Origin of the sequence: Streptomyces sp. SP17BM10 (assembly GCF_036322405.1) — a bacterium.
Taxonomy (GTDB): domain Bacteria; phylum Actinomycetota; class Actinomycetes; order Streptomycetales; family Streptomycetaceae; genus Kitasatospora.
This window is the reverse complement of record NZ_JAQYXB010000571.1, coordinates 19,297-31,509: the sequence shown is the minus strand read 5'-3', so window position 1 is coordinate 31,509 and position 12,213 is coordinate 19,297. Positions and strand designations below refer to the sequence as shown.

Annotated in this window: 11 protein-coding genes and 1 pseudogene; 6 read left to right on the top strand and 6 right to left on the bottom strand. The window is 73.6% G+C overall.

All coding sequences use genetic code 11. The features are described 5' to 3' along the window. Positions 1-37 precede the first annotated feature (37 nt). The 3 genes from mmpB to PUR71_RS15420 form a co-directional block, all read right to left on the bottom strand. Positions 38-163, bottom strand: a complete 126-nt coding sequence (gene mmpB / locus PUR71_RS15430; RefSeq protein WP_329927558.1) for a morphogenic membrane protein MmpB — start codon at positions 161-163, stop codon at positions 38-40. Between the two features lie 169 nt (positions 164-332). After that, positions 333-554 (bottom strand): acyl-CoA carboxylase subunit epsilon, encoded by a 222-nt coding sequence (locus PUR71_RS15425; protein WP_329927557.1) that lies wholly within the window; start codon positions 552-554, stop codon positions 333-335. 41 nt (positions 555-595) lie between these two features. After that, positions 596-2,185: an acyl-CoA carboxylase subunit beta gene (locus PUR71_RS15420; RefSeq protein ID WP_329927556.1), complete on the bottom strand. Its 1,590-nt coding sequence runs from the start codon at positions 2,183-2,185 to the stop codon at positions 596-598. A gap of 233 nt (positions 2,186-2,418) precedes the next feature. Here PUR71_RS15420 and PUR71_RS15415 point away from each other — a divergent pair, with 233 nt between their 5' ends. The 4 genes and pseudogenes from PUR71_RS15415 to PUR71_RS15400 all read left to right on the top strand — a co-directional run bounded on the left by PUR71_RS15415 (position 2,419) and on the right by PUR71_RS15400 (position 7,281). Beyond that, entirely contained in the window at positions 2,419-3,312 is an 894-nt protein-coding gene (locus PUR71_RS15415; RefSeq protein WP_329927555.1) for a biotin--[acetyl-CoA-carboxylase] ligase, read from the top strand. A gap of 172 nt (positions 3,313-3,484) precedes the next feature. Further along, positions 3,485-4,609, top strand: a complete 1,125-nt coding sequence (locus PUR71_RS15410; RefSeq protein ID WP_329927554.1) for an adenylate/guanylate cyclase domain-containing protein — start codon at positions 3,485-3,487, stop codon at positions 4,607-4,609. Between the two features lie 368 nt (positions 4,610-4,977). Then, a pseudogene (locus tag PUR71_RS15405) lies at positions 4,978-6,114 on the top strand (diguanylate cyclase domain-containing protein); the annotation flags it as partial. An 843-nt stretch (positions 6,115-6,957) separates the two neighbouring features. Further along, complete coding sequence (locus PUR71_RS15400; RefSeq protein WP_329927553.1) at positions 6,958-7,281, top strand: hypothetical protein; 324 nt, start codon at positions 6,958-6,960, stop codon at positions 7,279-7,281. On the opposite strand, the gene PUR71_RS15395 is transcribed toward PUR71_RS15400, so the two are convergent. Beyond that, entirely contained in the window at positions 7,244-7,864 is a 621-nt protein-coding gene (locus PUR71_RS15395) for a TetR/AcrR family transcriptional regulator (protein ID WP_329927552.1), read from the bottom strand. The two genes, PUR71_RS15400 and PUR71_RS15395, sit on opposite strands and share 38 nt — an antisense overlap. A gap of 106 nt (positions 7,865-7,970) precedes the next feature. Here PUR71_RS15395 and PUR71_RS15390 point away from each other — a divergent pair, with 106 nt between their 5' ends. Beyond that, positions 7,971-9,161 (top strand): macrolide family glycosyltransferase, encoded by a 1,191-nt coding sequence (locus tag PUR71_RS15390; RefSeq protein ID WP_329927551.1) that lies wholly within the window; start codon positions 7,971-7,973, stop codon positions 9,159-9,161. On the opposite strand, the gene fdhD is transcribed toward PUR71_RS15390, so the two are convergent. Beyond that, complete coding sequence (gene fdhD, locus PUR71_RS15385) at positions 9,151-9,996, bottom strand: formate dehydrogenase accessory sulfurtransferase FdhD (protein ID WP_329927550.1); 846 nt, start codon at positions 9,994-9,996, stop codon at positions 9,151-9,153. The genes PUR71_RS15390 and fdhD overlap by 11 nt on opposite strands. Positions 9,997-10,168: 172 nt before the next feature. On the opposite strand from fdhD, the gene hutH reads away from it, so the two are divergent. Then, entirely contained in the window at positions 10,169-11,746 is a 1,578-nt protein-coding gene (gene hutH, locus PUR71_RS15380; protein WP_329927677.1) for a histidine ammonia-lyase, read from the top strand. A 31-nt stretch (positions 11,747-11,777) separates the two neighbouring features. Here hutH and PUR71_RS15375 read toward each other — a convergent pair whose 3' ends face one another. Then, entirely contained in the window at positions 11,778-12,185 is a 408-nt protein-coding gene (locus tag PUR71_RS15375; RefSeq protein ID WP_329927549.1) for a hypothetical protein, read from the bottom strand. Positions 12,186-12,213 lie beyond the last annotated feature (28 nt).

Here is a 12,213-nt window from a genome sequence, read left to right as displayed (position 1 = left end):
GTGGTCGACGGTGGGGGTCAGCCGCGGTGGTCACTGGTCACAGGAGGAGCAGCACGGCGATCACGAGGAGGAGGGCGGCGAGCACGCGGCCGGCGCGGTGCAGTTTCTCCTGCACCCGGCGGGCCTCGGGGGAGGGCTCGTCGCGGGGGTCTGACCAGAGCACCCTTCCAGGGTGCGCCGCGGGCCGGGCGGGGCGCCTGAGTATCCGTACTCAGGTTCCGGGTGATTCGGGCCGGAACGGAGTGCTCGCGGAAAGGAGCTCGCGGGAAAAGGAGAAGGAGTGGGAAGTCGGCCCGGCCGACTTCCCACTCCTCAGGGGGTGCTGCGTGTGCTCAGCCCGCCCAGCCGGAGGTCCGCCAGGCGTTGACGCCGGGACGGACCGCGGGGCGGTGCAGACGGGAGCGGTCGCTCCACGGGGAGGCCGGGCCGACGCCCGCCCGGCGCGCCGCCTCGGCGGCGGCCTGCGCGGCGGCGGCCCGGGCCTGGACCACCGCCAGGACGGTGGCGAGCTCCTCGGGGGTCGGCTGCCCGTGCAGCACGTGGATCGGGGCCATGGCTCAATCCTCTCGCTACGGCCGTGTTCTGGGCAGTGGGCCTACAGGGGGATGTTGCCGTGCTTCTTCGGCGGGAGCACCTCGCGCTTGCCGCGCAGCGCCCGCAGGCCGCGGACGATGTGGCGGCGGGTCTCGCTCGGCGCGATCACCGCGTCCACGTAGCCGCGCTCGGCCGCGAGGTACGGGTTGAGCAGGGTGTCCTCGTACGAGGCGATGAGCTCGGCCCGCTTCTCCTCGGCGGTGCCGGCGGCGTCGGCCTCGGCGATCTCCCGGCGGTGCAGGATGTTGACCGCGCCCTGCGCGCCCATGACCGCGATCTGGGCGGTCGGCCAGGCCAGGTTGAGGTCGGCGCCCAGGTGCTTGGAACCCATGACGTCGTAGGCGCCGCCGAAGGCCTTGCGGGTGATCACGGTGATCAGCGGCACGGTGGCCTCGGCGTAGGCGTAGATCAGCTTGGCGCCGCGGCGGATGATGCCGTCCCACTCCTGCTCGGTGCCGGGCAGGAAGCCGGGCACGTCGACGAAGGTCAGCACCGGGACGTTGAAGCTGTCGCAGGTGCGGATGAAGCGGGCGGCCTTCTCGCTGGCGTTGATGTCCAGGCAGCCGGCCAGGTCCATCGGCTGGCTGCCGACGATGCCCACCGACTGGCCCTCGATCCGGGCGAAGCCGGTGATGATGTTGCCGGCGAACAGCGGCTGGGTCTCCAGGAACTCGCCGTCGTCGACGATGTGCTCGATCACCTTGCGCATGTCGTACGGCTGGTTCGCCGAGTCCGGCACGATCGTGTCGAGTTCGAGGTCCTCGTCGGTGATGTCGAGGTCCGCCCGCTCGGGGTAGGACGGCGGGTCCGAGAGGTTGTTGGAGGGCAGGTACGAGAGCAGGCTCTTGACGTACTCGATCGCCTCCTTCTCGTCCGTGGCCAGGTAGTGCGCGTTGCCGGACTTGGTGTTGTGGGTGCGCGCGCCGCCCAGCTCCTCCATGCCGACGTCCTCACCGGTGACGGTCTTGATGACGTCCGGCCCGGTGATGAACATGTGCGAGGTCCGGTCGGCCATCACGACGAAGTCGGTGATCGCGGGGGAGTACACCGCGCCGCCCGCGCAGGGGCCCATGATCAGCGAGATCTGCGGGATCACGCCGGAGGCGTGCACGTTGCGGCGGAAGATCTCGCCGTACAGGCCGAGCGAGACCACGCCCTCCTGGATCCGGGCGCCGCCGGAGTCGTTGATGCCGATGACCGGGCAGCCGGTCTTCAGCGCGAAGTCCATGACCTTGACGATCTTCTCGCCGAAGACCTCGCCGAGCGAGCCGCCGAAGACGGTGAAGTCCTGGGCGAAAACGGCGACCTGGCGGCCGTCGACGGTGCCGTAGCCGGTGACCACGCCGTCGCCGTAGGGGCGGTTCTTCTCCTGCCCGAAGTTGGTCGAGCGGTGCCGGGCGAACTCGTCGAACTCGACGAAGGAGTCCTCGTCCAGCAGCTCCGCGACCCGCTCCCGGGCCGTCAGCTTGCCTTTGGCGTGCTGCTTCTCCACCGCCTTGGCGGAGCCGGAGTGCACCGCCTCGTCGATCCTGCGCCGCAGGTCGGCGAGCTTGCCCGCGGTGGTGTGGGGGTCGTACGGGGCCTCGGTCATTCCGGTGGCTCTCCCTGATCCTGGGCCGCGACCTGTTCGAGTGCGCGCGGACCGGAACGGGGGCCCGCACAGGAGGGCAGGGCGGCGCTGCGAACTACCGTTGGGTAGCGTAGCCAGCACGGAGGGCCAGACGTAACGTCCGGCCGTTATGGTCAGCGACACAGTTTTGTCGACGGCCGTTCTGCGGGACGATGGGACGGCGTGGGCCGGGACGCCCGTCTAGGGTCGTTCCCATGAGCGCACCCGAGACCCCCCGCCGCAGTGGACTCCGCGGCTTCGGCCACGCCGGGCCCTCCCCGTGGACCGACCTGGACCGCCCGCCGCTGGACGAGGACGCGCTGCGCCGGGACCTGGTGCTCCCGGGCGGGCTGTGGACCTCGCTCGACGTCGTCACCGAGACCGGTTCCACCAACACCGACCTCGCCGCCCGCGCCCTGGCCGGTGCGCCGCAGGGCGCCGTCCTGGTCGCCGAGGCGCAGAGCGCCGCGCGCGGCCGGCTGGACCGGCGGTGGACGGCGCCGCCGCGGTCGGGGCTGTTCCTCTCCGTCCTGCTGCGGCCCGAGGGGGTCCCGGTCGAGCGGTACGGCTGGCTGCCGATCCTGGTCGGCGTCGCCGTGGCCAGCACCCTGAACCGGGTCGCCGGCGTCGAGGCCGGGCTCAAGTGGCCCAACGACCTCCAGGTCGAGGTCGACGGCGCGGAGCGCAAGATCGGCGGCATCCTGACCGAGCTGAGCGGGGGTGCCGTCGTCGCCGGGGTCGGCCTCAACGTCACGCTGCGCGAGGAGGAACTGCCCGTCCCCACCGCCGCCTCGCTCGCCCTGGCCGGCGCCGCCGTCACCGACCGCTCCACGCTGCTGCGCGCCCTGCTGCGCGAGTTCGCCGAGCTGTACGGCGACTGGACGGCCGCCGCCGGCGACCCGCACGCGAGCGACCTGCTCCGCGCCTACGTCGACCGCTGCACCACGCTCGGCCGCCGGGTCGAGGTGCACCTGCCGGGTGACACCCAGCTCACCGGCGAGGCGGTGGCGATCGACGGCGACGGGCGGCTGGTCGTTCGTACGCCGGAGGGCGCGCGCCGCGCGGTGGGCGCGGGGGACGTCGTCCACGTGCGCCCCGAGCCCCGCTGAACGGCACTCTTCACCTCTCCTTGACTCGGGCGGATGCCCCGGATCACGCGATTCCGTGCGAACATTCCACCTGGCAGCGGTGTGAGGCGCGCCACTGTCCGCCCGGGTGGCGGGCGGGCGCCCGGACAGGTAGGACACGAGGCAAGTGCGGCGACCGCACGGGGACGGACCGGTGGCAGAGGACGGCAACAGCGGCGGGACGGCGGACAGCCACGACCAGACGGTCGCGCTCGAACTCGAACGCCTGATCCTGGACGCGCCGCGCCGCTACACCCCGTACCAGGCCGCGAGAGCCGCCGACGTCCCGATGGAGCTGGCCACCCGCTTCTGGCGGGCGATGGGCTTTCCCGACATCGGACAGTCCCGGGCCCTCACCGACGGTGACGTGATCGCGTTGCGCCGGCTGGCCGGTCTGGTCGAGTCGGGCCTGCTCAGCGAGTCGATGGCGATCCAGGTGGCCCGCTCCACCGGGCAGACCACGGCGCGGCTGGCGGGCTGGCAGATGGACACCTTCCTGGAGAACCTCACCCAGTCCGTCGAGCCCGGCCTCACCCGCGCCGAGGTCGCCTACCCGCTGGTCGAGCTGCTGCTGCCCGAGCTGGAGCAGTTCCTCGTCTACGTCTGGCGGCGCCAGCTGGCCGCCGTCACCGGGCGGGTCGTGCAGGCCGCCGAGGACCACGAGCTCACCAGTGGCCGGCTCGCCGTCGGCTTCGCCGACCTGGTCGGCTTCACCCGGCTGTCCCGCCGGCTGGAGGAGGAGGAACTCGGCGAGCTCGTCGAGACCTTCGAGAACACCTGCTCCGACCTGATCGCCGGGCAGGGCGGCCGGGTCATCAAGACCCTCGGCGACGAGATCCTCTACGTCTCCGAGGACCCGGTGACCGCCGCCGAGATCGCGCTCGGCCTGATCGACGCGCTCGCCGAGGACGAGACCATCCCCGCGCTGCGGGTCGGCATGGCCTTCGGCACCGTGACCTCCCGGATGGGCGACGTCTTCGGCACCACCGTCAACCTGGCCAGCCGGCTCACCTCCATCGCGCCCAAGGACGCCGTGCTGATCGACGGCGAGTTCGCCGCCGCGCTGGAGCACAACGGCAGTGTCGCCCCGCCCGACGCGGACGGGCCCGGCCTCGCCGAGGCGCTCTCGGCCGCCGCCGGGATGCCGGCCTCCGGGCTGCCGCTGCCCTCGCCGGACTCCGGGCACCGCTTCCACCTGCAGCCGATGTGGCGGCGGCCGGTGCGGGGGCTCGGGCTCGTCGAGCCCTGGCTGCTGTCGCGGCGGCTCAAGCCGGAGTAGGCGGAGCCCCGGAGTGGGCGGAGAGCTGGAGTGGGCGGGAGCGGGAGTGGACGAAGAGCCGGAGTGGAGTAGGCCGAGAGCCTGAGTAAGCGGCCGGAGGCGGGGTAGCCGAGGGCGGGGTGGGGCGTCGTGCGGCGAATGGGCGACCGGTCTATGGGGTCAAACGGGGCATAACCGAGTGAAACCGCCATAGTCTTGGTGCAGCGGCCGGGACGGGTGCGGCTGCCCTCGGTAGGACCTGGCACAGGGAACGGGGCGAGCCGGTGAGCAGTGAGGCGACCATGGCGGACTGCGGCTGCGACGCCCCCGGGCGGCCCGGCGTCCTGCCCGACCTGCGACTGCAGTCCGTGGTCGAGCTCGCCCAGGACATGGCCGGGGCGCTCACCCCCCTGGAGGCCGTCCGGGCCGCCGCCGCCCGCGCCACCGAGGCGCTCGGCGCCACCATGGCCGCCGTCTCCGTCTGGGACCGCGAGTCCGGCCGGCTGCGGGTCCTCGTCAACCACGGCGACCTCGCCCCCGGCGAGGAGGAACAGCCCGAGGACGAGTCCTACCCCGTCGCCGACTTCCCGGAGATCGTCACCTATCTGGAGGAGCGCTGGACCACCGGACGGCTGCCGCGCGCCTGGCTGCAGACCGCCGAGAACAGCGAACCCCACCTCGGTCACATGCACCCCACCGCCGGCGCGTACTGCCAGGAGCGCGCCGCGGCGCTGCGCCGGCGCGGGCGGGGCTGCTGCGTCGTCGCACCGATCGTCCTGCACGGGCAGGCCTGGGGCGAGCTGTACCTGGCCCGGGCCACCGGGATGCCCGAGTTCACCGAGGCCGACGCCGACTACGCGACCCTGCTGGCCGCCCAGGTCTCGGCCGGGCTCGCCCAGACCGAGCGCCTCGCCGACCTGCGCAAGCTCGCCTTCTCCGACCCGCTCACCGGCCTCGCCAACCGGCGTGCCGTCGACGCCCGGCTGGAGAGCGCGCTCGAGGCGCACAACCGGGACAACACCGTCGTGTCGCTGGTCGTGTGCGACGTCAACGGGCTGAAACGGGTCAACGACCAGCTCGGCCACGAAATGGGCGACCGCCTGCTGGAACGATTCGCTCATCAACTGTCGCTGGCCGCCGCCAAACTGCCCGGCAGCCTCGCGGCCCGGCTCGGCGGCGACGAGTTCTGCCTGCTCGCGGAGGGCCAGAAGGCCGACGAGGTCGTGGCCGTCGCCGAGGAGCTGTGCGCTCGGGCCCTCGCGCTGGCGGAGGGGGAGGGCGTGGCGTGCGGGGTCGCCTCGACGGGCGACTCGATCGGGCCCGTGACGACTCCCGACCGGCTGTTCCGGCTCGCCGACGCCGCCCAGTACCGGGCCAAGGCCGCCCGCGCCGCCCACCCCGTCGTCGCCGGGCGAAGTCACGGGCCCGGGTTCTCGCCCGACCCCACCGTGCTGCTGGCCGACGCCGCCGACCCCCACCACCGGGCGGACGGGCGCGGGCGGCCCGGCGGACGGATCGGCAACGGCGACCGACGGCGGTTCCGGGGTGCCGTGCACAGCGCCGACCCCGGGCAGCTGCTCACCGCCGTCCTGTCCTCGCTCGACCAGCACGCCGCCGCGCGGGCCGTCCACGGCGCCGACACCCTCGGCAAGCTGGTCGTCGTCGCCGAGGCCGCCGCCCGGCTGCTCGACGCGGTGGGGTGGTGGGTGTCGTACGTGCCGCCGGGCTCCCAGCTGATGCGGACCGCCCAGCACGCCGTCTACCGGATGACGAGCGGGCCCAGCAGCACCCGGGCCGAGACCCAGCGTGCCCAGATCGAGGCTCCGGACGCGGTGTTCGATCTCCGCCACTATCCGCTGACGCGGCGGGCCGTTCGGGGTGGCGCCTTCGCCCTCCGGGCGGGGGCGGCGGGGAACGACCCGGCGGAGGAGGCCATGCTCGTCGTCTCCGGGTACCGGGGGATGGTGGCGGCGGGTGGGCAGAATCCGGCGGGGGGCTGGCTGGTGGAGCTGTTCGCGGATGATGCGACGTTGCCTTTGGGGCAGGTGACTTGTGCGATGCGGGCGTTGGTGGCGGTGGCGCTTTCGGGGCCGGCTTCGCCTCCGGGGGTTTGAGGGGGGCTGCTGCGCGGGGCTTGTGTGTGGGGGTTGGCTTTCGGGTGGGTGGGTGACGCCGGGGGCGGATGGGGTGAGGTGGGAGGGGGTGGGTTGAGGTGGGGGGTGGGGCCTCCCCGCTTTCATGTGCTGGTTTTGTGACTGCGCCGTCCTGGGTCCGTTCCGGTTCGTGGACGGGGGGTGTCCTCGGGGAGCGGGGCGGTGCCATCGTTGGCGGGGGGCCGATGGGTCGTGAGGACGGGGGGAAGCGGGGCCGTGGGTAGACGCTTGGTGGGTGCGGCGGTGGCCGGGGTGGTCGCGTTCGGGGGTGCCGTGGCGGTGGCCGGGCCCGCGGAGGCGGTTCCGGTCGTGCGGACGGCGGCCGTGGTGTCAGGGGAGCGGGCGCCCGTTCCCCCGCAGGCCTCCGTCGGGGGGCACCACGTCACCGACGTGGCGGTCACCCGTCACAGGTCCAAGCGCAGGAACCGGGGCTTCGTGTCCCGGACGGTCGGCCGGAGCTTCGGCTTCGTCTGGGCGCTGCTGTTCGTCGTCCTGCTGGTCGTCATCCTGGTCCTGGTCGCTCGCCGCAGTCGGCGCTGAGCGCCCGCAGCACGGCGTCGACCAGGTGGTCGGCGTGGTCGTGGGTGAGCGGGCCGAGGCGGAACATCCAGCGGTAGTGGAGCGGGCCGTAGAACAGCTCCACGGCCAGGTCGAGGTCCGTGTCGGGGGCGATCTGACCGGCCTCGCGGGCGCTGCGGAAGCGTCGGCGGGTGACCTCCAGGAGGGGGTCGAGCAGGCGGGTGCGGTACTCGCCGTGCATCGCCGGGTCGGTGACGATCTCGGCGATCAGGACGCGGGCGGTCGGGTCGAACGCCGGGTCCGTGAGCTGGTCCGAGGACGGGCGCAGGACGGCCCGCAGGTCGGCGCGGAGGTCGCCGGTGTCGGGGAGCTCGATGCCGCCCTCGTGCTCGCTGCCGGCGAGGAACGCGTCGAAGACGACCGCGCCCTTGGACGGCCACCAGCGGTAGATGGTCTGCTTCCCCACGCCGGCCCGGGCGGCGATCGCCTCGATGGTCAGCTTGCCGTAGCCGACCTCGGTGACGAGTTCGGCGGCGGCGGTGAGCACGGCGGTGCGGGAGCGCTCGCTGCGGCGCGCGGGGTCGGGGGCGGTCCTGGAAGCCATGACGGAAATTCTATGCGCCATGACGAGACGTGACGTATCGTCTTGTCACGAAATGGCGAGACGATACGTCTCGTCTCTTGCCGATCCTTGATCCCGGAGGTGCTCCATGACCCGTCGCGCCCACATCCTCATGGCTTCCGTGCCGGCCCACGGGCACGTCAATCCGAGCCTGGCCGTGATCTCCGAGCTGGTCGCCCGGGGACACCGGGTCAGCTACGTCAACGACCCGTCGTTCCGCGAGGTCGTCGAGTCGACGGGGGCACGGTTCGTCCCGTACTCGACGAAGTTGCCGCTCGCCGACGACCCGGAGGGGTGGGTGGAGGATCCGGTGGGGATCCAGGAGGTGTTCCTGGACGATGCCCTCTCGATGCACTCGGTTCTGCTGGAGGCCTTCGCGGACGACCGGCCCGATCTGGTGCTCTGCGACATCGCGGGCTTCGCGGGGCGGGCGTTCGGTGAGCGGCTGGGGGTGCCGGTCGTGCAGCTCTCGCCGTCGATGGTCGCCTGGGAGGGCTTCGAGGAGGATCTGGCCGAGGCGTTGACGGCCGTTCGGGAGGGTTCCGGCGGCCCGGAGCACTACCGGCGGTTCGCCGACTGGCTCGCCGAGGCCGGTGCCGTGGAGCGTGACGTGGACGCGTTCAAGGGGCGTCCGGCGCGGGCCGTCGCGCTCATACCGCGCGCGATGCAGCCCAACGCGGAGCGGGTCGACGAGCGGCGCGTCTCGTTCGTCGGGCCCTGTTTCGGCGACCGCGCCCACCAGGGGCAGTGGCAGCGGCCGGCGGGGGCGGAGAAGGTGCTGCTGGTCTCGCTCGGCTCGGCGTTCACGCACCGGCCGGCGTTCTACCGGGCCTGCGTCGAGGCCTTCGGTGACCTGCCGGGCTGGCACACCGTGCTCCAGGTCGGCGCCCACACCGACCTCGCCGAGCTGGGCGAGGTGCCCGCGACCGTCGAGGTGCACCGGTGGGTGCCGCAGCTGTCGGTGCTCTCGCAGGCGGACGCCTTCGTCACCCACGCGGGCATGGGCGGCTCCAGCGAGGGGCTGTTCCACGGGGTGCCGATGATCGCGGTGCCGCAGGCGGCCGACCAGTTCGGCAACGCGGACATGCTGGTGGGCCTCGGTGTGGCCCGCCGCCTGGACACCGACCAGGCCACTCCGCAGGCGCTGCGCGGTGCGTTGCTGGAGCTCGTCGGTGATCCGGCGGTCGCCGAGCGGCTGGCGGTGCTGGCGGCTGCCGGACGGGCCGAGGGCGGCACGGCTCGGGCAGCCGACCTGATCGAGGCCGAGCTCAGGGGGTGACGGCGGGGGAGGGGGTGGCGATCCGGTCGGGGCGGGTGTAGACGTTCGCGCCCTCTCCGCGCAGGAAGCCCACCAGGGTCAGGCCCAGTTCCTCGGCGAGGTCCACCGCGAGCGAGGACGGCGCCGAGACGGCCGCCAGCAGCGGGACGCCCGCCAGCGCGGCCTTCTGGGTCAGCTCGAACGAGGCCCGTCCGCTGACCAGCAGGACGTGGCCGGTCAGCGGCAGCCGGCCCTGGCGCAGGGCCCAGCCGACCACCTTGTCCACGGCGTTGTGCCGCCCGACGTCCTCCCGGGCGCACAGCAGCTCGCCGGTCGCGGCGTCGAACAGGCCGGCGGCGTGCAGCCCGCCGGTGGAGTCGAAGGTGCGCTGGGCGGCGCGCAGCCGCTCCGGGAGGCCGTAGAGGAGGGACGGTTCGACGCTGAGCGGGTCCTCGGCGACGGGGTGGCGCACGTGGGTGCGGACGGCGTCGACGGTGTCCCGGCCGCACAGGCCGCAGGCGCTGGTGGTCAGCAGGTTGCGGTGCGCGGACAGCGGCAGGGTGCGGGCGCCGCGCAGGGTGGCGTCGACGACGTTGTACGTGTTGGCGCCGTCGTCGTCGGTGCCCGCGCAGTACCGCAGGGCGGCGAGGTCCTCGGTGGCGTGGACCAGGCCCTCGCCGACCAGGAAGCCCGCCACCAGGTCGAAGTCCTGGCCGGGCGTGCGCATGGTGACCGTCAGCGGCTCCCCGCCGACCCGGATCTCCAGCGGCTCCTCCGCCGCCAGCGCGTCCGGCCGCACCCCGCGCTCGTCCCCCCGCAGCCGCACCACTCGCCGCCGCGCCGTCGCCCGCGTCATCGCCCCGCCACCTCCGTACGTGTTCCTGCCCCATTAGCGTGCGGCATGGGGGAGGCGGATATCCACGGGGGGAGGGGGTCGGCGTGCGCTCACGGGCGGTGCGGCGGAAAATCCGAATGGCGAGCACCTGTTGTCATATCTTCATTCGCCTGATGTGATGGTGAATATGGATATGCACAGTGCTGCGGCCTCCGACTCGCCGCTCGTCCAGGTCGGCAAGGCCGACGTCAGCGCCGAGGACGTCCTGGCCGTCGCCCGGGGCAACGCCCGGGTCGAGATCGGTCCGGACGCGCTCGCCGAGATGGCGGCCGCCCGGGCCCGCATCGATGCTCTCGCGGCCGAGCCGCGTCCCGTCTACGGCGTGTCCACCGGCTTCGGTGCGCTCGCCGTCCGGCACATCAGCCCCGAGCTGCGCGCCCAGCTGCAGCGCTCGCTGGTGCGCTCGCACGCGGCCGGGATGGGCCCGGCCGTCGAGCGCGAGGTGGTCCGGGCGCTGATGTTCCTGCGGATGAAGACGCTGGCCTCCGGCCGCACCGGCGTCCGTCCGCTGGTCGCCCAGACCATGGCCGCGCTGCTGAACGCCGGGATCACCCCCGTGGTGCGGGAGTTCGGCTCGCTCGGCTGCTCCGGTGACCTCGCGCCGCTGTCGCACTGCGCGCTGGTGCTGATGGGCGAGGGCGTGGCCACCGGCCCGGACGGCGTGGAGAAGCCCGCCGCCGAGCTGCTGGCCGCGGCCGGCATCAAGCCGGTGGAGCTGCTGGAGAAGGAGGGCCTCGCCCTCATCAACGGCACCGACGGCATGCTCGGCATGCTCGTCATGGCCATCTCGGACCTGAGCCGCCTGTTCACCACCGCCGACATCACCGCCGCGATGAGCCTGGAGGCGCTGCTCGGCACCGACAAGGTGCTCGCCCCCGAGCTGCACGCCCCGATCCGCCCGCACCCGGGCCAGGCGCTGAGCGCGGCCAACATGCTCGCCGTCCTCAAGGGCTCGGGCCTGACCGGCCACCACCAGGACGACGCGCCGCGCGTCCAGGACGCCTACTCGATCCGCTGCGCCCCGCAGGTGGCCGGCGCCGGCCGCGACACCGTCGCGCACGCCCAGCTGGTCGCCTCGCGCGAGCTCGCCGCCTCGGTGGACAACCCGGTCGTGCTGCCCGACGGCCGGGTGGAGTCGAACGGCAACTTCCACGGCGCGCCGGTCGCGTACGTGCTGGACTTCCTCGCCATCGCGGCCGCCGACCTCGGCTCGATCTCCGAGCGGCGCACCGACCGGCTGCTGGACAAGGCGCGTTCGCACGGCCTGCCGGCCTTCCTGGCCGACGACCCGGGGGTGGACTCCGGTCTGATGATCGCCCAGTACACCCAGGCGGCGCTGGTCAGCGAGAACAAGCGGCTGGCCGTCCCGGCGTCGGTCGACTCGATCCCGTCCTCCGCGATGCAGGAGGACCACGTGTCGATGGGCTGGTCCGCGGCCCGCAAGCTGCGTCAGGCGGTCGAGAACCTGGGCCGCATCCTCGCCGTCGAGCTCACCGCCGCCGCCCGCGCGCTGGAGATCCGTCAGCAGGCCGACTCGGCCGGCCGGCTCGCCCCGGCCACTGCGGCCGCCGTGGCCGCGGCCCGCGAGGCGGGGATCGGCGGCGCCGGCCGCGACCGCTTCCTCTCGCCGGACCTGGAGGCCGCCGCCGAGCTGGTCGCCTCCGGCGCGCTGGTGCGGGCGGTCGAGCGGGTCACCGGTCCGCTGGCCTGACGGTCGTGGCCGGCGGCGGGGTGACGGGCTCTCAGTCCCAGTCGTCCCGCCGCCGGCGGTCGTCGCGGTCGCGGCGGTCGCCCAGGGCGGCGGCGAAGTTGACGCCGACGATGCCCGCCCAGCAGGCGAGCAGGCCGATCAGCCCGCCGTTCTGGGCGTCGCTCGCGATCGCGGTGAGCGGGATGCCGAGCGCGAGCGAGACCACCGCGAGGCGGGAGCCGGAGCGGCCGGAGGACCAGCCGCGGCGGGGTCGGTGGGCGTACGACGGGTGCCAGTCGTCGGGCCGCCCGGCGGGGCGCTCGGCCCGGGCGTCCATGCGGGCGTCCAGCCGCTTCAGGAACGAGTCGACCAGCTCCGACTCGTACTCCTTGCCGAGTTCCTTGCGGGCCTGCAGGGTGGCGTCGAGGTCGCGCCGCAGTTCGTCCTGGCGAGTGTCCATGGCCACCAGCGTGGGGCCTCGCCGGGGC

Coding starts and splice junctions, on each gene's coding strand:
- PUR71_RS15390 (WP_329927551.1), top strand. CDS start 7,971: ATGACCCGTCGCGCCCACATCCTCATGGCTTCCGTGCCGGCCCACGGG.
- fdhD (WP_329927550.1), bottom strand. CDS start 9,996: ATGACGCGGGCGACGGCGCGGCGGCGAGTGGTGCGGCTGCGGGGGGAC.
- hutH (WP_329927677.1), top strand. CDS start 10,169: ATGCACAGTGCTGCGGCCTCCGACTCGCCGCTCGTCCAGGTCGGCAAG.
- PUR71_RS15420 (WP_329927556.1), bottom strand. CDS start 2,185: ATGACCGAGGCCCCGTACGACCCCCACACCACCGCGGGCAAGCTCGCC.
- PUR71_RS15425 (WP_329927557.1), bottom strand. CDS start 554: ATGGCCCCGATCCACGTGCTGCACGGGCAGCCGACCCCCGAGGAGCTC.
- PUR71_RS15395 (WP_329927552.1), bottom strand. CDS start 7,864: ATGGCTTCCAGGACCGCCCCCGACCCCGCGCGCCGCAGCGAGCGCTCC.
- PUR71_RS15415 (WP_329927555.1), top strand. CDS start 2,419: ATGAGCGCACCCGAGACCCCCCGCCGCAGTGGACTCCGCGGCTTCGGC.
- PUR71_RS15375 (WP_329927549.1), bottom strand. CDS start 12,185: ATGGACACTCGCCAGGACGAACTGCGGCGCGACCTCGACGCCACCCTG.